The 25780-nt window shown below is 74.7% G+C and carries 19 protein-coding genes; 8 read left to right on the top strand and 11 right to left on the bottom strand.

The window, feature by feature from the left end; all coding sequences use genetic code 11:
* Positions 1 to 63: 63 nt before the first annotated feature.
* Together greA and HDA31_RS24285 are read right to left on the bottom strand one after the other, a co-directional pair.
* Positions 64 to 564: a transcription elongation factor GreA gene (greA, locus tag HDA31_RS24290; protein WP_178063433.1), complete on the bottom strand. Its 501-nt coding sequence runs from the start codon at positions 562 to 564 to the stop codon at positions 64 to 66.
* A gap of 141 nt (positions 565 to 705) precedes the next feature.
* Positions 706 to 1140: a DUF4307 domain-containing protein gene (locus HDA31_RS24285; RefSeq protein ID WP_178063434.1), complete on the bottom strand. Its 435-nt coding sequence runs from the start codon at positions 1138 to 1140 to the stop codon at positions 706 to 708.
* Positions 1141 to 1319: 179 nt separating this feature from the next.
* On the opposite strand from HDA31_RS24285, the gene mca reads away from it, so the two are divergent.
* The 3 genes from mca (at position 1320) to HDA31_RS24270 (ending at position 5533) form a co-directional block, all read left to right on the top strand.
* A complete protein-coding gene (mca, locus tag HDA31_RS24280; RefSeq protein WP_074476633.1) occupies positions 1320 to 2201 on the top strand; it encodes a mycothiol conjugate amidase Mca in 882 nt (293 codons plus the stop codon).
* 120 nt (positions 2202 to 2321) lie between these two features.
* Positions 2322 to 2660, top strand: a complete 339-nt coding sequence (locus tag HDA31_RS24275) for a hypothetical protein (RefSeq protein WP_178063435.1) — start codon at positions 2322 to 2324, stop codon at positions 2658 to 2660.
* Positions 2661 to 3070: 410 nt separating this feature from the next.
* A complete protein-coding gene (locus HDA31_RS24270) occupies positions 3071 to 5533 on the top strand; it encodes a putative bifunctional diguanylate cyclase/phosphodiesterase (RefSeq protein WP_376701465.1) in 2463 nt (820 codons plus the stop codon).
* A 128-nt stretch (positions 5534 to 5661) separates the two neighbouring features.
* Here the strand turns inward: HDA31_RS24270 and HDA31_RS24265 are convergent, their stop codons facing one another.
* On the bottom strand, positions 5662 to 6180 hold the full coding sequence (locus HDA31_RS24265; RefSeq protein WP_178063436.1) for a hypothetical protein: 519 nt from the start codon (positions 6178 to 6180) through the stop codon (positions 5662 to 5664).
* 260 nt (positions 6181 to 6440) lie between these two features.
* On the opposite strand from HDA31_RS24265, the gene cutA reads away from it, so the two are divergent.
* Positions 6441 to 6761, top strand: coding sequence for a divalent-cation tolerance protein CutA (cutA, locus tag HDA31_RS24260; protein ID WP_178063437.1), 321 nt, complete (start codon positions 6441 to 6443; stop codon positions 6759 to 6761).
* Here cutA and HDA31_RS24255 read toward each other — a convergent pair.
* From HDA31_RS24255 to HDA31_RS24230, 6 genes are all read right to left on the bottom strand, one after another.
* Complete coding sequence (locus HDA31_RS24255; protein WP_178063438.1) at positions 6718 to 7935, bottom strand: helix-turn-helix domain-containing protein; 1218 nt, start codon at positions 7933 to 7935, stop codon at positions 6718 to 6720. The genes cutA and HDA31_RS24255 overlap by 44 nt on opposite strands.
* Before the next feature lie 118 nt (positions 7936 to 8053).
* Positions 8054 to 9085, bottom strand: a complete 1032-nt coding sequence (locus tag HDA31_RS24250) for a phosphatidylinositol-specific phospholipase C domain-containing protein (RefSeq protein ID WP_178063439.1) — start codon at positions 9083 to 9085, stop codon at positions 8054 to 8056.
* 96 nt (positions 9086 to 9181) lie between these two features.
* Positions 9182 to 9886 carry an NUDIX hydrolase gene (locus HDA31_RS24245; RefSeq protein ID WP_246384413.1) on the bottom strand — a complete coding sequence of 235 codons (705 nt, stop codon included), beginning with the start codon at positions 9884 to 9886 and terminating at the stop codon, positions 9182 to 9184.
* A gap of 46 nt (positions 9887 to 9932) precedes the next feature.
* Positions 9933 to 10760: a DUF5919 domain-containing protein gene (locus HDA31_RS24240; protein ID WP_178063441.1), complete on the bottom strand. Its 828-nt coding sequence runs from the start codon at positions 10758 to 10760 to the stop codon at positions 9933 to 9935.
* Entirely contained in the window at positions 10757 to 11677 is a 921-nt protein-coding gene (locus HDA31_RS24235) for a 5'-methylthioadenosine/S-adenosylhomocysteine nucleosidase family protein (RefSeq protein WP_178063442.1), read from the bottom strand. The genes HDA31_RS24240 and HDA31_RS24235 overlap by 4 nt, the downstream gene beginning before the upstream one ends.
* Positions 11674 to 13362, bottom strand: a complete 1689-nt coding sequence (locus tag HDA31_RS24230; protein WP_178063443.1) for an AbeC-like domain-containing protein — start codon at positions 13360 to 13362, stop codon at positions 11674 to 11676. Before HDA31_RS24230 ends, HDA31_RS24235 begins: the two co-directional genes overlap by 4 nt.
* Positions 13363 to 13569: 207 nt before the next feature.
* Here HDA31_RS24230 and HDA31_RS24225 point away from each other — a divergent pair, with 207 nt between their 5' ends.
* The 3 genes from HDA31_RS24225 to purE all read left to right on the top strand — a co-directional run bounded on the left by HDA31_RS24225 (position 13570) and on the right by purE (position 17366).
* Positions 13570 to 15612: a thioredoxin domain-containing protein gene (locus HDA31_RS24225; protein ID WP_178063444.1), complete on the top strand. Its 2043-nt coding sequence runs from the start codon at positions 13570 to 13572 to the stop codon at positions 15610 to 15612.
* Positions 15613 to 15714: 102 nt separating this feature from the next.
* On the top strand, positions 15715 to 16878 hold the full coding sequence (locus tag HDA31_RS24220; RefSeq protein WP_178063445.1) for a 5-(carboxyamino)imidazole ribonucleotide synthase: 1164 nt from the start codon (positions 15715 to 15717) through the stop codon (positions 16876 to 16878).
* Positions 16875 to 17366, top strand: a complete 492-nt coding sequence (gene purE, locus HDA31_RS24215) for a 5-(carboxyamino)imidazole ribonucleotide mutase (protein ID WP_178063446.1) — start codon at positions 16875 to 16877, stop codon at positions 17364 to 17366. The genes HDA31_RS24220 and purE overlap by 4 nt, the downstream gene beginning before the upstream one ends.
* 117 nt (positions 17367 to 17483) lie before the next feature.
* On the opposite strand, the gene HDA31_RS24210 is transcribed toward purE, so the two are convergent.
* Together HDA31_RS24210 and HDA31_RS24205 are read right to left on the bottom strand one after the other, a co-directional pair.
* Positions 17484 to 22490, bottom strand: coding sequence for an SCO7613 C-terminal domain-containing membrane protein (locus tag HDA31_RS24210; protein WP_178063447.1), 5007 nt, complete (start codon positions 22488 to 22490; stop codon positions 17484 to 17486).
* A gap of 243 nt (positions 22491 to 22733) precedes the next feature.
* Positions 22734 to 24161 carry a UDP-glucose dehydrogenase family protein gene (locus tag HDA31_RS24205; protein WP_178063448.1) on the bottom strand — a complete coding sequence of 476 codons (1428 nt, stop codon included), beginning with the start codon at positions 24159 to 24161 and terminating at the stop codon, positions 22734 to 22736.
* A 269-nt stretch (positions 24162 to 24430) separates the two neighbouring features.
* On the opposite strand from HDA31_RS24205, the gene HDA31_RS24200 reads away from it, so the two are divergent.
* Positions 24431 to 25594, top strand: coding sequence for an acyl-CoA dehydrogenase family protein (locus tag HDA31_RS24200; protein ID WP_178063449.1), 1164 nt, complete (start codon positions 24431 to 24433; stop codon positions 25592 to 25594).
* Positions 25595 to 25780 lie beyond the last annotated feature (186 nt).

The raw sequence follows: 25780 nt of genomic DNA, 5'->3' as shown, positions 1-25780 counted from the left end.
CCTTGTTAACGCATTCTGCTGCACAAGGGGCCCTTGTTAACGGTTGTCCGGCGCGGCGGCCGGTCAGCTGGTGAACGGCTCGAACTTGACCACGGTCACCTTGATGTCCGCGCCGCTGGGCGCGGTGTAGGTCACCGTCTGGCCGGGCCGGCTGCCCAGGATCGACTTGCCCAGCGCCGACTCGGGGCTGTAGACGGTCAGCTCCGTGGTGGAGGAGATCTCCCGCGAGCCGAGCAGGAAGGTCTCGGTGTCGTCGGCGTCGTCGTCGAAGTAGATCGTGACGACCATCCCGGGCGAGACCGTGTCGGCGCTCGGCGCCTCGCCGACCTTGGCGGTGCGGAGCAGCTCCTTCAAGTAGAGGATCCGCCCCTCCTGCTTGCCCTGCTCCTCGCGGGCGGCGTGGTAGCCGCCGTTCTCCCGGAGGTCGCCCTCCTCGCGCCGCGCGTTGATCTCGGCCGCGATCACGGGCCGGTTGGCGATCAGCTCGTCGAGCTCAGCCTGGAGGCGGTCGTGCGCGTCCTGGGACAGCCAGGTGGCGGGCGCCTCGTTCCCGTTGTTGGACACAGGCGATCTCCTCGGTTGTGCGGACTGGCTGACGGGTGAACTACCAAGTTACCAGTGCCGTGCCCGTCCGGGTGCGGACGATCACCGCGGGTGCTGGCGGCGAGACCCGCGGTGCGCGTGGCGCGGTGGTGTTTCGGCAGCTCAGTCGGCCTGTCGGCAGCGCACCACCTCACCGATGAAAGGCCGGGCCGTGGTGGCCAGCCGGTGCCGGGCGGCGGCCCGGGACTCGCCCGGCCGGGCGGTCACGGTGACCTCCTCGCGGGCCACCTCCGCCCCGTCGTGCGAGCGGGCCCGCAGCACGCAGGTCGCCGAGCCGCCCGCCGGGACCGTCACCCGGAAGTCGACCACCACCTGGGAGTCGGTGATGTCCGTGTACGTGATCACCTGGGCGTCGTAGGCCGGGTCGCCGTACTTGCCGTACATGCTGAACGCCGCCAGCCCGAGTGCCGCCACCAGGGCCGTCGCGAGCAGCGCGACCAACACCGGCCGGCGGCGGCCCGGCTCCCTGCGCCGGCCGTAGCGGCCCGGCGGGAACACGGGCGCACCCGGCGTGATTGTGGCGTGCGTCTCGGTCACCGGCGGCGGTCTCCTGGCGTTGTTGTCGGCCCCATCGGCAAGAATGGCAGAGTCCAATCTTTCCAGCCCGGCGCCGGCTTGTGGACGAGTCCTCAGTCACCTTCGCTGAGGTAAGGATGACAGGTCGGCGGGCGACGCCGGCAGGCAGCGCCGGTGGGCACAGACGAGGAGCGCCGTAAGTGGCAGAGCAGCTGCGTCTCATGGCCGTCCACGCGCACCCCGACGACGAGTCGAGCAAGGGTGCCGCGACCATGGCGAAGTATGTCGCCGAGGGGGTCGACGTGCTGGTCGTGACGTGCACCGGTGGCGAGCGCGGCAGCGTGCTCAACCCGAAGATGGACCGGCCGGACGTGTGGGCCAACATCGCCGAGATCCGCCGCGCCGAGATGGACGCCGCCCGTGCCGTCCTCGGCGTGAAGCAGGCGTGGCTGGGCTTCGTCGACTCGGGGCTGCCCGAGGGCGACCCGCTGCCGCCGCTGCCCGAGGGCTGCTTCGCCCTCCAGGACGTCGAGGTCGCCGCGGGTCCGCTGGTGCGGCTGATCCGGCAGTTCCGTCCGCACGTGATCACCACGTACGACGAGGAGGGCGGCTACCCGCACCCCGACCACATCATGACCCACAAGATCACCGTCGCCGCGTTCGACGCCGCCGGCGACCCGGAGCGCCACCCCGACCTCGGCGAGCCCTGGCAGCCGCTCAAGCTCTACTACGACGTGGGCTTCTCCAAGGGCAAGATCATGGCACTGCACGAGGGCATGCTCGCCGCCGGCCTCGCGTCGCCCTACGAGGAGTGGCTCAAGCGCTGGGACGAGCGGCCCGACAAGGGCCCCCGGATCACCACCCGCGTCGAGTGCGCCGACTACTTCCCGGTCCGCGACGACGCGCTGCGCGCCCACGCCACCCAGATCGACCCGGACGGCTTCTGGTTCCACGTGCCGATGGAGCTCCAGCGGCACGCCTGGCCCACGGAGGACTTCCAGCTCGCCCGGTCGGTGGTGGACAGCCCGCTGCCCGAGTCCGACCTCTTCGCCGGCGTCCGCGAGACGGCTCATGCCTGCTGAGCCGGCCGGGCCGGCCGGAGCCGCGCGGGTCGCCCGGCCCGGGCGGCTCAGTGAGCCGGCCGTGACCGCCGATCCGGGGCCGGGCTACCCTGGGGGCCTGCCACGACCCGGAGGAACACCATGCTGACCGCCGCCCAGGTGCTCGCCCAGAACAACTTCGGTGACACGCGTACGGGCGGCCTGGCCGGCCCGATGGGCCTCTTCCTCATCGTGCTGCTGGGCACCGCCACCGTGCTGCTCATCCGCAACATGAACTCCCGGCTGCGCCGCCTGCCCGACCACTTCCCCGCGCCCGGCGAGCCCGCGAACGCGGGCCGGGTCGACGGCGTCGGGGGCGGGCCGACGGCCGCGGAAGCGGGGCGGGCCGACGCCACAGTCGTCGATCCGACAGACGGGACCTTGGGGCACGACTTACGCTCGACCGCCCCGAAGGGCCCCCAGCAGCACGGAAACGGGTGATCGGGGCGTGATTCACGCCGAAGCCGGCCGTCGCCCCCTGTTGCGCTCCCCGGCTTTGGCTTAGCCTTCCGCCGGGGGACCAAAAGTCCCCGGGCCGCGCGGGAGGGGGCACCGATGACCGGGTCAGCGACGGCTGCCCGTTGCGCGGTGCGACGGGCTGCCCGTCATGCGGCGCGCCGCCCGGCTGCCCGCCGTGCGCCGCGCCCGGCCGCCCGCACGGCGGCGTGGCGACCGGTGGACGGGGGAGGTCGGTGACCTCCGCCAGGGCCGACGACCCGCTCGACCCGCCGGAGCCGGTCAGCGCCGTCCCCGGCCCGCCGGAGCCGGTCAGCGCCGTCCCCGGCCCGCCGGAGCCGGTCGACGCTCACCCCGACCGGTCGGCGGAGCGGAGCACCCCGCACCGGGTCCTCGTGCTGACCGTCGCCGTGGCGCTCACCGCCCTCGTGGCCGCCGCGATCGGCCTCACCCTCCCCACCCACCTGCCGCCCGACGACCCGCTCCCGCCGCTCGCCCGGTTCGGCATCGGCGTCGCCGTCGTCGTGGTCGCCCAGCTCGCCCGGCTGCGGTTCCGCACCGCCTCGGGCATGGTCAGCACCACCTGGGGCGAGGCCGCCCTCGTCGTCGGGCTCCACCTGGTCCCCGCCGGCTGGCTCCCGGCCACCACGCTCGTCGGCGCCGGGCTCGCCTGGGCGCTGCTCTCCCTGGCCGCCGACCGCCAGCCGCCCCTGGAGACGGTCCGCATCGCCGCCTCGCTGAGCGCCGGCACCGCCCTCGCCGTCGCGGTCACCACCACCCTCGGCGCGCCCCTGCTCGCCGCCCCCACCCCGGAGCTGGCGCTGGCGCTGGCGGCCGGCGCGGTGACGTACCTGCTCGCCACCGCCTGGCTCGGCGGGGTCGCCGTCGCCCTGCGGCACGGCGTGCCGATGGGGCCGCCGCTGCTCGCCGCGCTGCGCGGCAAGCTGCTCATGTTCGTCGGGAACGTGGCCGTCGGCCTGGCCGCCGTCGCCCTGCTCGAACTCGACGCCCGCTGGCTGCTCGCATTCCCGCCGGTGCTCTGGCTGCTCCAGCAGACCTACCGGCACCGGCTCCGGGCCGACCAGGAGCGGCGCACCTGGCGGGCCTTCGCCGAGGCCACCGCCGCGCTCAACCAGCTCGACGAGCGGGGCGTCGCCACGGCGGCGGTCACCGGCGCGCTGACCCTCTTCGGCGCCGAGCTGGTCGACGTGGACGTGGCGCGCGGCGACGGCCGGTGGCGACGCTACCGGGGCGACAGCGGCGGCCGGGTGACCGACCGCGAGATCGACCCGCCCACCGGCGCCGCCGCCGGCCCGCACGAGCTGGTCCGCCCGCTGACCGTCGGCAGCACCCAGGTCGGCGAGCTGCGGGTCCGCTTCCCCCGCTCGGCGCCGCCCAACGCCCGCGAGCAGGACGCCGCCGCCGCGTTCTCCGACGCCCTCGCCGCCGCCCTGCACGACGCCGCCACCCACCGCGAACTGCGCCTGGTCACCGCCCGTTCGTCGTACGAGGCGGTGCACGACCCGCTGACCGGCCTGCTCAACCGGGCCGCCATGCTCGGCAAGGGCGACCAGGCGCTGCGGCAGCGCGCGCACGACCACCCCGTCGCCCTGCTGCTGCTCGACATCGACCAGTTCAAGGAGGTCAACGACACCCTCGGGCACGCCGCCGGCGACCAGCTGCTGCGGCTGACCGCCAACCGGCTCGGCGCGCTGACCCGCTCCGGGGACCTGCTCGGCCGGCTCGGCGGCGACGAGTTCGCCCTGCTGCTGACGTCGGTCCCGGTGGTCGGCGGCCGGACCGCACCCATGGCGTACGCGCTGCGCCAGGCCCGGGAGATCGCCGAGCGGCTCGCCGCCCCGACCGAGGTGGCCGGAGTGCGGATGTCCATCGAGGCGTCCGTGGGGGTGGTGGTGGCCGACGCCGGCACCGCCGACCTGACGGAGCTGCTGCGCCGGGCCGACATCGCGATGTACCAGGCGAAGGAGGGCGGCGGCAGCGTCGCCGCGTACGACAGCTCGAAGGACGCCGCGAGCACCGACCAGCTCGCGCTGCTCGCGGAGCTGCGGGAGGCCCTCGCCGCCGACGACCAGCTCGTGCTGGCGCTCCAGCCGGCGGTGGACCTCGCCACCGGCGCGCCGACCGGCGTGGAGGCGCTGATCCGCTGGCGGCACCCGCGCCGGGGCTGGCTCGGCCCCGCCGACTTCATCCGGCCGGTGGAGAACAGCGAGCAGCTCGGCACGTTCACCCGGTACGTGCTGGACAAGGCGCTCACCGTGGCCGCCGACTGGGCCCGCGCCGGCCTCGACGTGCCGATCTCGGTGAACCTGTCGGCCCGCAGCCTGCTCGACCCCCGGCTGCCCGTCGAGATCGGCGAGGCGCTGCGCCGCCACCAGGTGCCGCCGCACCGGCTGGTGCTGGAGATCACCGAGACGGTGGTGATGAGCGAGCTGGAGGTCATCGACGAGGTGCTGGCCACCCTGCGGTCGATGGGCGTGCAGCTCGCCGTGGACGACTTCGGCACCGGCTTCTCGTCGCTGGCGTTCGTGACCCGCATCGCCGTGGACGAGCTGAAGGTCGACCGGTCGTTCGTGATCCGGATGGCGGACTCACCGGAGGCGGCGGCCATCGTCCGGGCCACCGTCGGGCTCGCTCACGAACTGGGCCTGCGGGTGGTCGCCGAGGGCGTGGAGACCGCCGAGCAGCGGCTCGCCTTGGCCGAGCTGGGCTGCACGGCCGCCCGGGGCTACCACTTCTTCAAGCCGATGCCGGCCGACAAGATCAGCGCCGTGCTCGGGTCCCTGGTGGACACGTCCCAGGCGAACGTCGTGCCGCTGCGCGCCGACGGCGCCTCCTGACCCGGACGTGAAGCGGCCCCGCGCTCGTCGAGCACGGGGCCGCCATGTTCACACCGTGGAGCGGCCGCTGCCGGGGCAGGTGCCTCGGCTGCCCTGCGCCTGGTGGGACGGGCAGGACCTGCCGACAGCTACGCCGACGCGGGCTCCGCAGACGGAGCACTGACTCTGAGGTGCCATGACTGGACTCCTTCGGGGATCAGATAGTCCGGGTGAGGGTCCTGTGCCGGCTCGGCACCCGCTCCGCTGGCGGACGTGCCACGAAGGTAGATCACCGATTTGTCGTGGGCGGTGATCCGGAGCGCGGCGGCGACCGGCACGTCGACGCCGGGCTGACGGCACAGCTCCCAGCCGGCGAACTGCTCTGGCCGTGCGGCGTCGAGAAGCCGGTGGGCGAACACGAGCACCCGTGCCGCGCGCAGCCTCGGCGGCGGCATCTCGTCGGGCGGCGGCACCGCTGCGGCTTCCCGCGGCGGCACGGCGGCCCAGAGCATCCCGGTCGATCCGGACCGGTGGACGACCTTCACGCCCGGCGGGGACTGGCCGCCGGGCTGGTCGTCCCGGCCGTACCGCTCGACGGCGGTGATGTCCGGGTGCTCGGCGGCCCGAAAGAGGGCTTCCATGATGTCCAGGGCCTGGGATACCTGCACGGTTGCGCTCTCCTGGTGATCGGGAATCGGGGCAGCTCACGGGCCGGGTAAGTCTACCGACGGGTGGCGGAGCCCGGCCCCGGCGCGTGGCCGGCGTACCGGACGGCGCGTCGTCGATCATGTGACCTGCGCTCCCTCGGCTCGCCACGAACTGTCTTCCCCAGTCAGCTTCGGATCGGTGCCGGGTCAGGTACAGGAGGTTCGCGTCCGCCTGCTGTCCGCGCCGTCCGGAGACGGACGGCGCAAGTAAGGTGAGCTTGATGACCGACTATCTCCAGGTGGCCACGGCGACGGACAGCCGCGATAGTGGCGTACTTCTCGCCGAGGGTGCGGTGGCTGGCCGGCTTGCCGCCGCCGCTCAGGTCGTGGGGCCGGTGACGAGCGTGTTCTGGCACCACGGTGAGCGGGGCGTCGGCGAAGAGTGGCAAATCCTGTTCTTCACCACCGCGGCCCGCTACCCGGAGTTGGAGCGGTATCTGCTCGACGAGCACTCGTGGAGCAACCCTCAGGTGACCGCCGTGCCGATCGTGCGTGGTTCTACCGATTATCTGGCGTGGGTGGCGCGGTCGGTGGACGTTTAGCGGCCTCGGCGACCAGAGCGCTGAGTTCGACGACGCAGGGCAGCGCCGCGTGTGGCGACAACCGGTTGAGGACGGCTTCCAGCCGCTGGCCGGGCCGGGGCGAGCCGACATCGGCGGACAGCCGTGCCGCCAGGACGGCGGTTGCGCAGGCCTGCTCGATCTCGTTGGCGTCGAGGTAGGCGTCCGCCAACCAGGACAGGTAGAGGGCCTTGTCCCTGGCGTACGTGTCATCGAAGCGCAGCATCGCCCGCTCAAGGGCGGGGACTGCTCGGACTGGCCGGTGCAACACCGCCCAGCAACGGCCGGTCATGATCTCGCCCTCTGTGGCGTCGACCCAGTACACCCAGTCGGGTTCGGCGTGACCATCGTGCTCGGCGAGACAGGCGATTCCGAGATCGAGATGGCGGTGGGTGGCCCCATCGTCACCAGCGAGAGCCTGGGCCCAGGCGGCACGTAAGTGCAGCAGCGCCCGTACCCGTGGCGTGGCGGTTGTGCCTGCCCTTTCACAGGCCGCAGTGGCGGTGTCGGTGGCCCGGCCGGTGAGAGCGAGCTGCTGATAAGCCAGAAGCGCCAGCCCGTTGCCGGCGAGTGCCGCGTCGTCCGCGTCATGCGCGGCGGAGAGGCTCAGCCGGTAGAGCCGCTCGGCGTCATCGTGACGGCCGGCGTCGAAGGCGGACCAGCCAGCGAGTTGGGCCTGCTCGGCAAGAACGGCAAGGAGTTGACGGCCGGTGTCGTCGCGGTAGGACCCTTCGCGGACAAGGCGCGCGGTCGCATCGACCTCGGCCGCGTACAGGTGGTAGGTGTCGGCACCGCCGAGATGATTGTCCAGGCGGCGCAGGCGTGCGGTGCGTTCGAGGAGTCGAGCGGGGGTGGCCGTGCCGATGCGTCGACCGTGGGTGAGCAACGAGTGGGGCAGCGCTGCGGCCAGGCCGGCGGCGACGAGTTCGCGGCGGCGCAGGCCTGGGCGGGTGCCGGCCAGCGCGACGAGTTCTCCCATGGCGCCCAGGGCGTCGTCGAGCCGGCGAGCCACCTGCGGGCTGGGTGCCTTCGCACCGGTTTCCAGCTCGTGCAGGTAGGACTTCCCGTGGTACGTGAGCTTTGCCAGGCCGCGCAGCGACAGTCCACGCTCGTGTCGGAGCTGCCGCAGGCGGGCGGCGAACGACTGTTCGGTCATGACCGCTCCAGGTAGGGGGCTGGGTGGTGCCCGTCGCCACTGTCGACAGGCACCACGTCGCACGTTACGCGCAGAGCGATCGAACGGCTGCCCTCGGTAGCGTTGTGGCGCGGATGGGTCAGCCGCGGGGGAGGACGTCGTCGACCACGCTGGGCAGGGCCGCCCAGTCGGCCGAGGCGATGCTCGCGTGCGCCCGCGCCAGTTGCGCCACCCGGGCCGCCGCAGCGGTCGCGTCCGTGTTCCCCACGGCCGGGGGGACGTTCTGCGCGTCGGTCATCACCAGCAGGTAGTGGTTGGTGTCGTACCAGGCGGTGTCGATGCCGCCGGTGACGTACGCCGACGCGTCGCCGTCGAAGACGACGAACCAGGGGCGCAGGGCGGTGTCGGCGTAGCGGGTGCGGGGGTCGCCGGCCTGGGCGCGGTGCACCGCCGGGAACGCCTGCGCCGAGCCGAGGGTGCCGGCGGCGGCGAGCGCGGCGAGATGCTGGGCGTACTCGATGTCGGTCCACAGCTTGTCGGTGGGGTTGCTCTCCTCGACGGTGCCGGGGATGAGGTGCACGACGACCCGGCCGGCGAGCTGCTGCCGGGCGGGCCAGTTGTCGGCGCGGGCGGCGGCGTCGAGGGTGGCGTGCCCGCCGAGGAGGTCGGCGGGGCGGAACACGGCCGGGCCGAGCCGGGCGGCGAGCAGCGCGTCGAGCTGCGCCGGCCCCTGCCCGGTGCGGGCGCTGAAGCCGGTCTTCAGCTCCAGTTTGAGGTGCAGCGGGCCGGCGTCGGGGTGGGCGGTGAGCCAGAGCCGGATGTCGTCGAGGCAGTGTTCGAGGTTCTTGTTGCGGGTGCCTGTGTAGAGCTGGGCGGCGCTGGTGGCGGCGACGCAGTTGTTGTTGTTGCCGAGCGGGTTGGAGTGGCTGACCCGCCACTGGTTGGCCACAATGTCGGGCCACACGTCCAGCTCGATCATCCCGGGCCGGTCGTCGAGGGCCTGCGCCAGGTAGTCGTACGTTCCCTTGTCGTACGCGTTGTGGGTGCCGACGGCGGTGGTCGCCGAGAGCCGGGCCCCGGGGTCGACGGCGGCCTCGGCGGGGCCTGCGGCGACGAGCGCCGCGAGCACCGCGATCGACGTGAGCGCGGGCAGGGAACGGGGTCGGCGCATGCGGGTCTCCTCGGCGGGGCGTGCGATGGAACCCGTCGCCACGCCTGGCGTGGCGACGGGCCCCGGCTTCCCGTCGATTGAAGTACAGCGATGGGTCTACTGTCGACCGGTTCCCGGGCGGAGCATGGCCGGATAGAGCAGGGTGGCGTCGCCGCGCCGGTACAGCGCGGCCGGGCGGCCGGTGGGCGGGCTGCGCCGCTGGCCGGTGGGCAGCACGAACCCGTTGACCCCGGTCACCTTGCGGTGGAAGTTGCGTGGGTCGAGGCGGACCTGCCAGACGGCCTCGTAGACCGCGCGCAGCTCGCCGATGGTGAAGGTGTCGCCGCAGAACGCCGTGGCCAGCGGGGAGTATTCCAGTTTGGCCCGGGCCCGCTCCAGGGCGTCGGCCAGGATGGTGTCGTGGTCGAAGGCGAGCCAGCCGTGGCCGAGCCGGTCGTGGTCGATCGGCTCCCACCGGGCCCGCGCCGCGTCGGTGCCGGCCACCGGCACCGGCAGGTCGGGTGCGATGGCCAGGTACGCCACCGAGGCGACCGGGCCGCGCGGGTCCCGTCCCGGCGTCGCGTACGTGCGCACCTGCTCCAGGTGCAGCGTCCGGCCGTCCAGGCCGGTCTCCTCCGACAGCTCCCGCAGCGCCGTGTCGTCCAAATCCTCGCCGGCCCGGACGAACCCGCCGGGCAGCGCGGCCCGCCCCGCGTACGGCGGCTTGCCGCGCTCTATCAGCAGGACCGCCAGCCGCTCGTCACGGATCGTGAGGATCGCCAGGTCGATGGCGATCTGGAAGGCGGTGCGCTGGTCGGACACACCGGAAGGGTAGCGGCCGCGCCACGAGTCGACGCGGCCATCCCGATCAGGCGCGGCTTCGGTCATCGCCGCTGCGGCCGGCGGCCCAGACCCGGTCGAACTCGCGCACGAAGTGCCGGCACCAGACCGGATCGCGGTCGGCACGCAACGTCACCGTCGCTTCCCGACCGTCGGGCCGGTGCGAGTAGATGTCGATCGAGATCCGCCCGGTCGGGTCCTCCGGGTCGACCAGCACCATGCCGAAGGCGGGGACGAAGTGGAGCAGCCGGACCTCCAGCCGCCCGCCGCCGGTCGCCTGCGCCGCCAGGTAGTCCAGCAGGTCGATGGTGGGCTGGACCCGGCGCGCAAACACCTCGCCGCCGTTGGCGTCCAGCCCGTTGCGGCGGGCCGCCTCCTCCGGCGCCGGGCCGGTCGGGTCGATGAGCGCGACCCGCACCGTCGCCCCGTCGGCCAACTGCTGCCGCAGGACGTCGAGCTGGCTGCGGATCGTCCGGCTCAGGGTCACCCCGACCAGTCGGATGTCCCGCGCGCCGGCCAGCACCGCCGCCTCCGGCGCGGCGGCGGTGAGGAGCGGGTCGACGGAGCCGGCCCCCGAAGGGCGCAGGCCGTCGGCCACCCCGCGGAGGACGGACTCGACGCGCCGCAGCCGGCGTCGCCCGGTCAGCAGGTCGAAGGTGATCACGCCGAGCACGGCCAGGGTGGCGGCGGCGACCACGTCCGGGCTGGTCACGTTCAGCAGCCCGAGCGCGCCGACGACCAACGCCGTCCCGGAGACGAGGTACGCCTCCAGCTCCCCGCCGGTCAGCCTGCGGGCCAGGGCAGCCGTCCGGGCGGAAGATCGCCCGGAGCGGCGTACGCCGTCGGCGTCGCTCACCGGTCCTCCTCGACCAGGCGCAGGTAGGGCAGGAGCCGCTCGACGACGAGCGCCGCGTGCCGCGCCGCGAGCTCGTGGTCGGCGTGCCCCTTGTGCCGGTCGGCCCGGTCCGAGATGCCCCGGACGGTCATCCAGCCCCGCAACGCGTGGTCGTCGGCGATCTCCTCGTAGAACGCCTGGGCCACCCCGGCCGCCTCCGTCTCCACGGCCAGGGTCTTCTCGTGCACCTCGGCCAGCCAGGAGCGGATGCCCGAGCCGGCATCGGTCACCACCGCGTTGCCCGAGCCGATCGGCCCCCGGTGGACGCGGAAGGCGCCGTCGGGCCCGGGGCGCACGACCGGGCCGTGCCGGACGAGGAAGTCGTTGATCCGGTGCCGCAGCACCGGCGCGGTCGCCTGGATCCGTCCCCGGCGGCGGGGCCCGTCCTCGGTCTCCCGGCGGCTGTCGTACCAGATCACCTCGTCGGCGAGGACCACGTCGCCGACCGGGACGTCGGCGCGGACCCCGCCGGCGATGCCGACCAGCAGCACGAGCGGCGGCGCGAACCGTCGGCGCAACTCCTGGTAGGCGGAGGCGGCGGAGTGCGTGCCGGGTTCGAGGGCCTGGGCGGCGACCACACGGACCGGGCCGCCGTCGGCTGCGAGGGTGGCCCGGTGCACGGTCCGGCCGCCGTACGTCTGCTCGACCCGGTGGTCGGCCGCCCGGCCCAGCATCTCGACGACCGCCGCCATCTCCTCGGCGAGGACCGTGAGGATCCCGATGTCGGTCGGCCGCTGGGCCCGGCGGTCGGCCGCCGCCAGGGACTCCCGCGCGGCGGCATGGTGGTGCTGGTGCTGGACGGCGTTGACGTTGCCGCCGACCGAGACGGTCCCGCCGGTGACGTGCAGGCCGGTGTTGCGGGCCCCCTCGGCGCTCATCGCCCCGCCCCCGTGCCGAGGTGCGTCTTGTTCGTCTGGGCGCTGGTCACGTTGCCCTGCACCGTGAGGCTGCCGCCGGTGACGACGGCGCCTGCGTTGAGCAGGGTCGCGGCCCGCTGGCGGTACTCGCTGGTGTCCACGCCCCGGTCCTCCAGGAAGTCGAGGACGGCGGCGAGCAGCCGACGCTCGATGATCTGCTGGTGCTTGTCGACCTCCTGGGTCTGGAGGTGGTGCCGGGTGTCGGCGGCCATCCCCAGCTCCCGGACGCTGACGCGGGCCCCGTGGTCGTACCCCTGTCGGGGTGGCCCGGCGGAGCCGAACCAGGAGGAGTTGGCGAGGGCGTCGAGCCCGGCCCAGAAGAGGTTGAGCGGGGCGCGGCCGATGGTCGCGGGAGCGTCGACGAGACCCCGCACCACGGCCCGCAGGTATGCCGCGGGGCCGGTCCCACCGACCTGGTCGACCACCCGGAACCGCTCGTCGCAGGGCGGCAGCGCGGTCGAGGTGAAGTCCATGTAGAGCGACCGGCCCTGGACCGCCACGTGCACGTAGACGGTGGTGACCAGCTCGCCGCGCCACGAGATCATCTGGCAGACCAGGAAGTGCCGGGCCGGCGCGGTGGGCTGGCGGATGATCTCCGGGATCCACTCGGGCCGGGTGTACGGCACGAGGTACGCGACCTCGGTGCCGGCGAGGAAGATCCGGTCGTCGACGGTCAGGCCGGGCAGTTGCCCCTCGGCCTGCCGTTGGTTGGCCAGCGTGCCGAGTTCGTCCCGCAGGTGGGCGATCAGCTCGGCCGCGCCGAAGGGTGCGGTGGGGAACTCCCGTTCGGCCTCCGGCGTCGGGCCGGCCAGCGGGTTGCCGGCCCGGACCAGCCGCTGGGCGAAGCTCCAGTTCTTCAGCACGATCCCCGAGCCGACGAACGGCCGGTAGTCCGAGAAGACGACGGTGTTGCCGCCCTCCTGCTGCCGGATCTCGGTGAACCGGCTGGTGGCGCCCGGGGCCGGTGGGGTCCGGCCCGGGGCGAACCCGTCGAGTTGGCTCTGCCGCACCAGGTTCGCCACGACCGGCGGCGCGAGGGTGAGCACCAGCAGCGCCAGGACGACGGCCGGGTGCAGTCCGGCGAGGGGGTCGACCTCGTCCGAGTACGAGTACGGGGCGGCGGCGTACTTCAGCGTGGCGAACAGGCCCATGGCCGTGCTGACCAGGACGAAGATGAGGGCCGCAGACAGGAGCCGGAACCGCAGGATCGTCGTCTGGCCGAGGATGAGCCCGGCGCTCGCGGACTGGCCGTTGCGGAGCTCCAGGGCGGTCTGCCTGATGACCTGCCAGACGCAGGAGAAGAGGTAGACCAGGGTCAGCAGGCCGATGACGACGGTCGTGGCCAGCGCGGACACGCAGGCGGACAGCAGCAGCATGCCGAGGATCGCCACGTCGCGGACGACGGCGAGCCGGCGCGCCCGGAGGCAGTGGTGCAGCACCGTGGGCAGGTCGAAGCCGTACGACGGGGCGACCAGGCGGTCGCGCTGGTGGTAGACCTCGTTGAGGCTGGCGCGCTGGAACTCCTCGTCGAGGTACGCGCCGGCGCAGAGGTGCCGGGTGGCGCTGGAGACGGGGGGCGGCGGGGTCGGGGCCGGGTGGGCGGCCGGCACGGTCGGGACCGGGCCGGTCGGTGCGTGATTCGTCATGACGTCCCATCTCTGGACTGTCGTGGGTGGCCGTGGAAGGGGTGCCCGCTCGCGCGCGACGCCGCGCGCCGCACGTGTTCATGTGCATCTGACGATAAGTCCACGGTAGGCGTGGGGCGACTTTGTGTCAACAAGACGATTAATGGTGCCCGGGGGGCTGCCCGGGACCGGGGTGCCGCCCCGGCGGGCGCTGGATATGGTCGACCGGTGAACCGACTCGCGAGCGCCACCAGCCCGTACCTCCTCCAGCACGCCGACAACCCGGTGGACTGGTGGCCGTGGTGCGACGAGGCGTTCGCCGAGGCGAAGCGGCGCGACGTGCCGGTGCTCGTCTCCGTCGGCTACGCGGCCTGCCACTGGTGTCACGTGATGGCGCACGAGTCGTTCGAGGACGAGGCCGTCGGCAAGCTGCTCAACGACGGCTTCGTGGCGATCAAGGTGGACCGCGAGGAGCGGCCCGACGTCGACGCCGTCTACATGACCGCCACCCAGGCGATGACCGGGCAGGGCGGCTGGCCGATGACGGTCTTCGCCACCCCGGACGGCACCCCGTTCTTCTGCGGCACCTACTTCCCGAAGCCCAACTTCGTCCGGCTCCTGGAGTCCGTCGGCACCGCCTGGCGGCAGCAGCGCGAGGCCGTGCTGCAACAGGGGGCCGCCGTGGTCGAGGCGATCGGCGGCGCGCAGGCCGCCGGCGGCCCGACCGCCCCGCTCACCGCCGACCTGCTCGACGCCGCCGCCGCCCAGCTCGCCCGGGAGCACGACCGGACCAACGGCGGCTTCGGCGGGGCCCCGAAGTTCCCGCCGCACCTGAACCTGCTCTTCCTGCTGCGCCACCACCAGCGCACCGGCTCCGCCGAGAGCCTGGAGATCGCCCGGCACACCGCCGAGGCGATGGCCCGGGGCGGCATCCACGACCAGCTGGCCGGCGGCTTCGCCCGCTACTCGGTGGACGAGCACTGGACGGTGCCGCACTTCGAGAAGATGCTCTACGACAACGCGCTGCTGCTGCGCGTCTACACCCACCTGTGGCGGCTCACCGGCGACCCGCTCGCCCGGCGCGTCGCCCGCGACACCGCCCGCTTCCTCGCCGACGAGCTGCACCGGCCCGGCGAGGGCTTCGCCTCCGCGCTGGACGCCGACACCGAGGGCGTCGAGGGGCTCACGTACGCGTGGACCCCGGCCCAGCTCGTCGAGGTGCTGGGGGAGTCCGACGGCCGCTGGGCCGCCGACCTCTTCGCGGTCACCGAGTCCGGCACCTTTGAACACGGCACGAGCGTGTTGCGGCTGGCCCGGGACGTCGACGACGCCGACCCGGCGGTCCGGGGCCGCTGGCGCGACGTCGTCGGGCGGCTCCTCGCGGCCCGCGACACCCGCCCCCAGCCGGCCCGCGACGACAAGGTGGTGGCTGCCTGGAACGGGCTGGCGGTCACCGCGCTCGCCGAGTTCGTCCGCCTCGTCGAGACCCTCGGCACCGGCGCGGACGGCGACGAGGCCGACGCCAACCTGCTGGAGGGCGTCACGATCGTCGCCGACGGCGCGCTGCGGGAGACCGCCGAACACCTGGCCCGGGTGCACCTCGTCGACGGCCGGCTGCGCCGGGTCTCCCGCGACGGCGTGGTCGGCGCGCCGGCCGGGGTGCTGGAGGACTACGGCTGCGTGGCCGAGGCGTTCTGCGCCATGCACCAGCTCACCGGCGAGGGGCGCTGGCTGGAGCTGGCCGGCGGCCTGCTCGACACCGCCCTGGCCCGGTTCGCCGCCCCCGACGGCGGGTTCTACGACACCGCCGACGACGCCGAGCAGCTCGTCACCCGGCCGGCCGACCCGACCGACAACGCCACCCCGTCCGGCCGGTCCGCGATCGCCGCCGCCCTGGTCACGTACGCGGCGCTGAGCGGCGAGACCCGCTACCGGGAGGCCGCCGAGGCCGCCCTCGCCACCGTCGCGCCGATCGTCGCCCGGCACGCCCGGTTCACCGGCTACGCGGCGGCGGCCGGCGAGGCGCTGCTGTCCGGCCCGTTCGAGATCGCCGTGGCGACCGACGACCCGGCCGGCGACCCGCTCGTCGCCGCCGCGTACCGGCACGCCCCGCCGGGCGCGGTGCTGGTCGCGGGCCGCCCCGACCAGCCGGGCGTGCCGCTGCTCGCCGACCGGCCGATGCGCGACGGGCGGCCCACCGCGTACGTCTGCCGGGGGTTCGTCTGCCAACGCCCGGTCACGACCGTCGACGACCTCCTCGCCCAGCTGTAAGGAAGGGCCCCCTGTTAACGCTTTCGGTATAGCGGGGTGCCCCGCTCACCCTTCGCCCCGATCCTCGCCGGTGGCGGAGCCGCCGCTAGGCTGGCCCGCGAGATGGATACCCGAACCGGTCTGCCAGTTGTCGGCATGGTGGGGGGCGGCCAGCTGGCCCGGATGACCCACCAGGCCGCGATCGCCCTCGGCCAGTCGCTGCGCGTGCTCGCGCAGGCCCCGGACGACGGGGCGGCCCTCGTCGCCGCCGACGTCCAGTACGGCGACCACACCGACCTCGCCGCCCTGCGCACCTTCGCGAAGGGCTGCGACGTGGTCACCTTCGACCACGAGCACGTGCCGACGGAGCACATCCGTGCCCTCGCCGCCGAGGGCGTGAAGCTCTTCCCGCCCGCCGACGCCCTGCTGCACGCCCAGGACAAGCGGGTCATGCGGGAGCGGCTCGGCGAGCTGGGCGCGCCCAACCCGGCGTGGCGGCCCGTCGCCGATCCGGCCGACCTGGTCGCCTTCGGCGACGCGCAGGGCTGGCCGGTGGTGCTGAAGGCGGCCCGGGGCGGCTACGACGGCCGGGGCGTCTGGCCGGTCGACGACGCCGCGCAGGCCGCCGAGCTGGCGACCACCCTGCTCGCCGGCGGCACCCGGCTGATCGTCGAGGAGCGGGTCGCGCTGCGCCGGGAGCTGGCCGTGCAGGTGGCCCGCTCGCCGTTCGGGCAGGTCGCCGCGTACCCGGTGGTGGAGACCGTGCAGGTGGGCGGCATCTGCGTCGAGGTGCTCGCCCCCGCGCCGGGCCTGCCCGAGGAGCTGGCCGTGGCCGCCCAGCAGCTCGCCATCGACCTGGCCACCGCGCTCGGCGTGGTCGGCCTGCTCGCCGTGGAGCTGTTCGAGACCCCGGCCGGGCTGGTGGTCAACGAGCTGGCGATGCGCCCGCACAACTCGGGCCACTGGACGATCGAGGGGGCCCGCACGTCGCAGTTCGAGCAGCACCTGCGGGCCGTGCTCGACTATCCGATGGGCGACACCTCGCTCGCCGCCCCCGTCGTGGTGATGGCGAACGTGCTCGGCGGGCAGCCGGGCGGCATCTCCATCGACGAGCGGCTGCACCACCTCTTCGCCGCCGAGCCGGGCGCGAAGGTCCACCTGTACGGCAAGCAGGTGCGCCCCGGCCGCAAGATCGGGCACGTCACGGTGCTCGGCGACGACCTGACGGACGTGCGGGCGCGGGCCGCCCGGGCCGCCCACTGGCTGACGGAGGGGACGCCGGCATGACCACCGTCGGTTTGATCATGGGCAGCGACTCGGACTGGCCGACCATGCAGGCCGCCGGCGAGGCCCTCGCCGAGTTCGGGGTCGGCTACGAGGTGGGCGTCGTCTCCGCCCACCGCACCCCCGGCAAGATGATCGAGTACGGCCGCACCGCCGCCGACCGGGGCCTCAAGGTGATCATCGCCGGGGCGGGCGGGGCGGCCCACCTGCCCGGCATGGTCGCCTCGGTCACCCCGCTGCCGGTGATCGGCGTGCCGGTGCCACTGAAGCACCTCGACGGCATGGACTCGCTGCTGTCCATCGTGCAGATGCCGGCCGGCGTGCCGGTGGCCACCGTGTCGATCGGCAACGCCCGCAACGCCGGGCTGCTCGCCGTCCGCATCCTCGCCGCCGCCGACGAGGAGCTGCGGGCGCGCATGGTGGCCTACCAGGCGAGCCTGGAACAGCTCGTCGCCGACAAGGAAGCCGCCCTCCGCGCCTCCTTGAGGTGACCGCCCGGCCCGCTGGACCCTGACCGGCGTGCGGACCCGGCCCGCTGGACCCTGAACGGCGTGCGGACCCGGCCCGCTCTGCGCGACAAGGCACCCACGCCGCAGGGCCCCTCCGCTTCATCTCATGCCGCGCAGGGCCGTCTGGAGGCGGTCCTGCGCGCGGCGGCGGCGCTCGTTGCTCGCCCCGAGCACCAGCAGCACCAGCCCCACCGGGATCAGCACCAGCCAGGGGCCCAGGCTGAACAGCGCGTGCACCGCCGCGATCGCGGTGACCGTCGCGCCGACGATCACCGGGGCCTGCTGCTGGCTGGTGGTGCCGAAGATCAGCACCGCCACCGCGCCGAGCAGCAGCAGCACCTGCCGCAGCATGCTGGAGTCGGTGGCCAGCACGATCGCCAGGGTCGGCACGAACGCGGCCACCAGCGCCGGCCCGTACGCCACCCAGCTCGACAGGTCCGGCCGCTGCCGCAGCTCCAGCACCCCCACCAGCAGGGCCAGCGCCGCGAACGGCAGGGTGTACGCCTCCGGCAGCGCCACGTCGGCGACCCGCATCAGGATCCACCAGGCGACGATCTCGCAGCAGACCACCGCCCAGAACAGGATCCGCCGCTCCACCGGCTGCCGGCCGGGCCGGGCCGCCGCCACCCCGAGCACGGCGCCCCAGGCGGCCAGCAGCGCGGCGATGTGCCGGGGCGAGTCGAAGGCCAGCGCCAGGGCGATCAGCGCGGCGGCGAACCCGCTCCACTCCACCGTGGCCGCCTCGCGGCGGGCCTCCGGCCGGCGCAGCCGGGGCAGGGTCGCGGCGAACACCTGGAGGGCCGCGCCGACGGCCAGCACCCCGAACGCGGACCAGACCGCGGCCAAGCCCACCACCAGGCCCACGACCAGCACGAACAACTGCGCCGTCAGCGAGGCGAACAACCAGCCGAGGATGCGGGCCCGCTGCGTGGTGCCGTACAGGGCCGCGACGACGCCCACGCCGACCGCCCCGCCCAGCGTGAACAGGGTCAGCTCCCGGGTGGCCAGGCTGCCCAGCAGCCCGGCCCCGCCGCCGGCCAGGCCGATCACGAAGACCAACACCCGGGCGGTACGCAGCGACCGCGCCCGCTCCGCGACCGGCGGGGGCGGGCTGAGCGCCAGCCCCAGCATCGAGATCGTGAACACCGACAGGGCGGCCAGCACGCTCACCGGCCAGCCGTGGCCCAGGGCCGTCGGCGTGATCAGCAGGGTCACCGCCGCCCCGGGCAGCACCACCGGCACCGCCCGGGACCGCCGCCCGCCGCTGAGCCCGACGGCGGCCAGCGCCGCGGTCAACGTGAGCAGCAGCGCGGTCAGCACGTGCGTCGGGTCGACCGCGTCGGCGGGCGGGGCGAGCAGCTCCGGCGGCGGCCCCTGCCACACCCGCCCCAGCGCCCGGTACGGCTCGACCAGCGCCACCTCCAGCGCGGGCGCGAGCGAGAACACGGCCAGCGCGACGGGCAGCGCCGCGGCGGCCAGCGCGCCGGCCGCCGGACTGACCCGCCAACGCACCGCCGTCCCGTCGTCGTCGGGGGCCCGGCGCAGCGCGCCGTCGAGCAGCACCGTCCAGCGCCGGACCCGTTGCGTCGAGCCGGCCGGCGGCACGGTCGACGCGCGGACCAGCTCGGCGAACACCCCGAGCAGCGCGGCGGCCGCCGCGTAGACGCCGGAGGGCAGCCCCGCCACGATGGCGGCGACGGCGCTGACGGTCGCGCCGCCGACGATCGCCGCGCTGGCGTACGGAAGGTATTGGGGCACCTGCCGGCGGACCGCGGCGACCGCGGCCAGACCCAGGCTCGACGCGGCCAACGCGGCCGTCAGCACCACCTCGGGCGACCGGCCGGACTCGGCGGCCAGCGCGGCCACCGCGCCGGGGAGCGCGAGCAGCGCCGCCCCGGCGGCGACCCCGCCGATCTGCACCAGGTGCGGCGGCATCCCCTCGGTGGTGACGTCGTCCACCAGCGGGGCGGCGAACACCCGGGACAGGGCGGCCACGACCACGCCGATGAGCGCGATGCCGCCGAGCGCCAGCGCGGTCGTCCACGGCCGGACGAGCCCGGCGCCGGCCGCGTGCAGGGCGACCGCCCCGGCCACGGCCGCCCGGGACAGCCCGGCGCGCGGGTCGAGCGACGCGGCGGCGGCCGTCCCGAAGGCCGTGGCGACCGCCAGGCCGACCAGCACCGGCGACCACCAGGGCAGCTCGAAGGCGGCCGGGAGGCCGATGGTGGCGAGCACGGCGGCGACGCCCGAGACGTCGTGCTTCCACGGATGCGGCAGCAGCACCCCGGCGGCGACCCCGAGCAGGGCCAAGGCGACCGGGGCCTGCCAGGTGGACCCGCCGGTCGGCGCGGCCGGCCAGCCGGACAGGTCGCCCGCCCAGATCGGGCCGGGGACGGCCAGCACGCCCCAGCCGCCGCGCAGCGCGCTCCAGCCCGCGAGCAGCCCGATCAGGGTGCCGCCGACGGCGAGGCCGAGGATCGGCCCGCGCCGCCACTCCTCCGGCATCGCCCGCGCGACCACCGCGACCACCGCCACCAGCGCGGCGGCCACCACGAGCTGCCCGCCCGGGGTGAGCACCGCCGCGACCCGGACCAGGGTCGCGACCAGCGCCGCGGTGACCGCCGCCGTGGCCAGGTCGGAGCCGTCGAGTGTCAGGTCCGCGCGCCGCCCCGCGTCGATCGACGGGGCGAGGAAGACCAGCAGGCCGGCCACGAACAGCAGCGCGCCCACCCAGGCGTCGGCGGCGGTGCCCCCCGGCGCGGTGAACGCGGCGGCCGTCACCACCAGCGCCCCGAGCCCGGTGCCCAGCGCCAGCGGCATGGGGATGCGCCGCTCGGAGACCTGCACGAGGGCCGCGTAGCCGAGGGTGACGCAGACCGCGAGGAAGCTCGCCGCCAGCACCGGCACCGTGACCACGCGCAGGCTCGCCGGGGTCGGCGTCGGATCGGTCGGCACGGTCGCGGCGACGAACGCCGCCACCGACCCCGGCAGCGCGAACGCCGCCCCGCCGGCGGCCCAGTTGGCGACGGTGTCCGCGGCGGCTGCGGCGGTCATCCGGATCCGGGGCACCACCGCCACCAGCGCGCCGCCCACGAAGAGGGCGAGCAGCACGGCGGCGGTCAGCGCCGGGCGGGCCAGCCCGGCGGCCGCGCCGAGCAGGCCGACGACGGCGGCGGCGACCGCGTGCACGGTGGCGGACCGGGTCGTCGTGGCGGTGAGCCCGACCGCGCCGATGCCGATCGCGGCGGCCACCAGCGGCCACGGCGCGGCCACCCAGCCCAGGCCGAACGACGCGGGGACGGCCAGCGCGGTCAGCGCCGCACCGGCCACCGCGAACTCGCGGCGGATCTGCGCGGGCAGCGCCAGCACGGCGGCGACGGTGAGCAGGAAGGCGCTGGCGGCGAGCTGCCAGGCCGCCGGGCCGACGGAGGCGGCCAGCTCGGCGGGGTACCGGTCGAGGTCGGCCGTCCAGGCCGGGACGGCGGCCAGGGCCGGGGCCAGCCCGGCGCGCAGCGCGCCGACGGCCACCACCAGGCCGCTGACCGTGAGCGCCGCCGCCGAGGCGAGCTGCGGGCCGCGCCGGGCGGCCTCCGGCAGGGCCCGCACCGCCAGGCCGGTGAGGGTGATGACGGCGGCGACGAGCAGCAGGGCCCGGCCGGGGAACGCCACCGACGCGACCCGGCCCAGCGCGCCGATCACCGCGAGGGTGAGCACGCCGGCGGCCACGTCCGGCAGCGGCGGCCGGCGCAGCACCAGCGCGCCGCCCAGCCCCACCAGGGCGGCCAGCAGCAGCACCGTGCCCGCCCCGGCCGCCGTCGGCAGCGAGGCGGCGCGCAGGACCGCCGTCACCGCGTACGCCAGGGCCAGCGCCACCGCGACGCCGTGCAGCAGCCAGGTCAGCTCGCGCAGGGCCGGCACCGGGCGGGCCGGCGGCTCGCCTGCCGGCACCCCGGCGGAGGCGTCGAGCACCTCGCCGGCCTCCTCCGGGTCGCCCTCCGGCCGCCGCTCCCCGCCGGGCCGGGTGGTCCGGCCGGCCCGGGCGGGCCGGTGCACGGCGTCCTCGGCGGACAGGTCCGCCCCGGCGGGGCCGTCCTCGGCGGGTCGGCGGGGCGGCGGAGCGGGCGGGCCGAGCCGGCCGTCCGGCAGGTTCTGACGCACCGGCCGCTCCACCGTCACCGGCGAACGGGCCAGCCAGAGGTCGACCACGGCGACGGCGGTCAGCACCAGGGCCCAGCCGATCGGCCCGGACACCCGGTCGTACGCCAGCAGCGGCAGCACCGGCTGCGCGGCCAGCACGGTGGCGAAGCGGGGGGCGCGCAGCCCCGTGAAGAGGGCGTAGCCGAATCCGACGGCGGCGGTGACCAGGAAGATCACCCCGGCGAAGACCGCGCCGGACGCGCCCCCGCCGCCGATGAGGTCCGCCGTCCACAGTGCGTAACCGGCGAGGGGCACCAGCAGCAGGCCGACGGCGGAGATCGTCTCGGCGGTCGAGGTGAGCCCGCGCCGGGCCAGCACGGGCGGGGCGAGCAGCAGCAGCACCGTGGCGACGAGCAGGACCCCGAGCCGGGACAGGGCGTCCATCGAGCTGGTGGCCACCAGGGCGAAGACCACCGCCGCCACGGCGAGCAGCAGCGCCCCCAGCCCGAGGGGGATGTTCTGCACCTCGCGCGACGACGCCTCCGGTGGATTCTCGGGGTCGTCGGCGTCCAGCCAGCGGGCCGCCGACGGCGGCGGGGGCGGCGGCGGATCCTGCGGCGGGGGCGGGGCGGCTCCCTGGCGGGGCACCCGGGGCGGGGCCCCCGTCGTCGCGGTCGGCGGCCGGCGGCCGGGGCGGCGGCGCAGCACGCGTCGGGGGCGGGCGGCCTGCTTGAGGCGTTCCTCGGTGGCGTGGCTCAGGATGTCCCGCTGGAAGAGCGCGGCCTGCATCTTCGCGGCGATCTGGCGCTGCTCGGCGGCGATGGCGGCCTCGCGGGCCTTCATCTCCGCGATCGACCGCTCGACCTCCGCGAGGTGCCCGGCCCACTGGGGCTGGTGCGCGCCGCAGTGCGGGCACTGCGCGGCCGGCTTGATCTCCCGACTGCACGAGGAGCACTGAAAGGTCTGCACGACGACACCCCTCCACCCGGCCGGCCCGCACTGTGGACTACCACTGTCGCAGCATGCCCTGAGGCGGCGCGGATTTCGACACCTGTCGGCGGTTCGGCGGTGACGAATGGGCGACGGGGGAGCCCGTCGGGGTCGACCGGGGTCGCCGCCGGGGCGAAGCGGGCGGCCGGCCGGGGGACCGGACGCGCGACGGCCGGCCCCGGATCTCGTCCGGGACCGGCCGTCGCCGCCGTCGTTCGGGGGTCAGGGGCGGCCCATGCCCCGGTACTCCCAGCCGGCCTGGCTCCACAGTGTCGCGTCGAGGCAGTTGCGGCCGTCGACCACGCGGCGGCCGGCGACCAGCTCGCCGAGGGCCACCGGGTCGGCGTTGCGGAAGTCGGCCCACTCGGTGAGCACGCAGACCAGGTCCGCCCCGGTCACCGCGTCGGCCATCGTGGACTCGTACGTCAGCTCGGGGGCCACCCGGCGGGCGTTCTCGGCGCCCTGCGGGTCGAACACGTGCACGTCCGCCCCGGCCTTGCCGAGCAGCCCGGCGACGGCGAGCGCCGGGGCGTCGCGTACGTCGTCGGTGTTGGGCTTGAACGTGGCGCCCAGCACGGCGATCCGGGTGCCGGACAGGTCCGGACCGGCGGGCCCGGCGCGGCGGCCGAGCAGCTCGGCGGCCAGCGCGATCACCCGGGTCCGGCGGCGCAGGTTGATCAGGTCGACCTCGTGCAGGAAGCGCAGCGCCTCGCCGGCCCCCAGCTCCTGCGCGCGGGCCTGGAAGGCGCGGATGTCCTTGGGCAGGCACGCCCCGCCGAAACCGAGCCCGGCCTGGAGGAACCGGTTGCCGATGCGGGGGTCGTACCCGATGGCCTTGGCGAGCTGGGTGACGTCGCCGCCGGCCACCTCGCACACCTCGGCCATCGCGTTGATGAACGAGATCTTGGTGGCCAGGAAGGCGTTCGCGGCGACCTTGACCAGCTCGGCGGTGGCGAAGTCGGTGACCACCAGCGGGACCTCGCGGTCCTCGGTGGCGGCCAGGTCGAAGACGCCCTTGTGGGCGGCGTAGAGCATGCCGTTGGCCCAGTCGCTCTTGACGCCGACCACGATCCGGTTGGGACGCAGCACGTCGTCGACGGCGAAGCCCTCCTGGAGGAACTCGGGGCTCCACGCCACCTCGACGCCGAGGTCGGGCGGGGTGTGTTTGCCGACGAGCTGCTCCACCCACTCGGCGGTGCCGACGGGGACGGTGGACTTGCCGACGATCAGCGCCTTGCGGGTCAGGTGCTGGGCGAGGCCGGTCACGGACGCCTCGACGTACGACAGGTCGGCGCCCATCCCGTCGGCCCGCTGCGGGGTGCCCACGCAGATGAAGTGCACGTCGCCGAAGTCGGCGGTCTCGGCGATGTCGGTGCTGAACCGCAGCCGGCCGGCGGCCAGGTTGCGCCGCAGCAGCTCGTCGAGGCCGGGCTCGTGGATCGGCACCTCGCCCGCGTTCAGCTTGGCGATCTTGTCGGCGTCGACGTCGAAGCCGAGCACCTCGTAGCCCAGCTCCGCGTAACAGATGGCGTACGTCGCACCGAGATACCCGGTGCCGAGGAAGGTGACCCGGGGGCGGGCCGCGCCCGACGGCGGCGTGACCGCGGCGATGGCCGGCATCGGTTGGGTGTTCGGGTACGGGATCGTCACGCCTGTCTTCTCCGCTCGCGCTGGCGGCGCTTGCTCGCGTCGCATTCGGCTGCGGCGCCTGGCCGGCACCGAAGGGGAATTGTGTCGTTTTCTGCTCGCCGTGCCGCGTCGACCTCCGCGCGCCGCGTCGCGTCGACGCTTCGGTCAGGCCCGAGCCTACGCGCCGGTAAGGATCAACTGAGCGCTGGTCGCTATCCTTCAGTCTGCGCGGTCGGCGGTTCCGAGACGCTACAGACTGGGCATGATAGCCGTGAAGGGGAGGGGCCGACATGGCCGCAGAGCAGTCGTTCGACGTCTACCGGTTGCCCGAGGAGCACGAGGCGGTCCGCGAGGCGGTGCGTGAGGTCTGTGCGGCGAAGGTGGCCCCGCACGCCGCCGAGGCCGACGAGACGGGCGAGTTCCCCAAGGCGTCCTACGACGCGTTGCGTTCCGCCGACTTCCACGCACCGCACATCCCCGTCGAATACGGCGGCGCCGGCGCGGATGCCCTGGCCACGGCCATCGTGATCGAGGAGGTCGCCCGGGCCTGCGCCTCGTCCTCGCTGATCCCGGCGGTCAACAAGCTGGGCACCATGCCGCTGATCCTGGCCGGCTCCGACGAGCTCAAGCGCGCCTACCTGACCCCGGTGGCGGCCGGTGAGGCGATGTTCTCCTACTGCCTCTCCGAGCCGGAAGCCGGCAGCGACGCCGCGTCGATGACCACCCGGGCGGTCCGCGACGGCGACCACTGGGTGCTCAACGGGGTGAAGCGGTGGATCACCAACGCCGGAGTGTCGGATTTCTACACCGTCTTCGCCGTGACGGATCCCACAGCCCGTTCCAAGGGCATTTCGGCGTTCGTGGTCGAAAAGTCTGACCAGGGCGTCAGCTTCGGCGCCCCGGAGAAGAAGCTCGGCATCAAGGGCTCGCCGACCCGTGAGGTCTACCTCGACAACGTCCGCGTCCCCGCCGACCGCATGATCGGCGCGGAGGGCACCGGCTTCGCCACCGCCATGAAGACCCTCGACCACACCCGGGTCACCATCGCCGCGCAGGCCGTCGGCATCGCCCAGGGCGCGCTCGACTACGCCAAGGGGTACGTCCAGGAGCGCAAGCAGTTCGGCAAGGCGGTCGCCGAGTTCCAGGGCGTCCAGTTCATGCTCGCCGACATGGGCATGAAGCTGGAGGCGGCCCGCCAGTTGACGTACGCCGCCGCCGGAAAGTCCGAGCGGGGCGACGCCGACCTGACCTACTTCGGCGCGGCGGCCAAGTGCTTCGCCTCCGACGCCGCCATGGAGATCACCACCGACGCCGTGCAGCTGCTCGGCGGGTACGGCTACACCCGCGACTACCCGGTCGAGCGGATGATGCGGGACGCCAAGATCACCCAGATCTACGAGGGCACCAACCAGGTCCAGCGCATCGTGATGGCCCGCCAGCTGCTGCGCGGCTGACCCGCCGGTCCGGCCCCTGGCGTGGCCCCGGCCGGCGGCGGGGCCGGCAGGGCCCGGGGTGCCGGCGTCCGGCTCACTCGACGTGCCGGGCCAGGAGTGTTGGCGTCTGGCTCACTCGACGTGCCGGGCCAGGAGTGTTGGCGTCCGGCTCACTCGACGTGCCGGGCCGGGGCGCGGCGGCGGGGA

This window comes from Micromonospora carbonacea (assembly GCF_014205165.1).
In the GTDB taxonomy this organism is placed as follows: Bacteria; Actinomycetota; Actinomycetes; order Mycobacteriales; family Micromonosporaceae; genus Micromonospora; species Micromonospora carbonacea.
The sequence above is the reverse complement of the archived record's forward strand: the minus strand, read 5'-3'. Positions and strand labels throughout refer to the sequence as shown.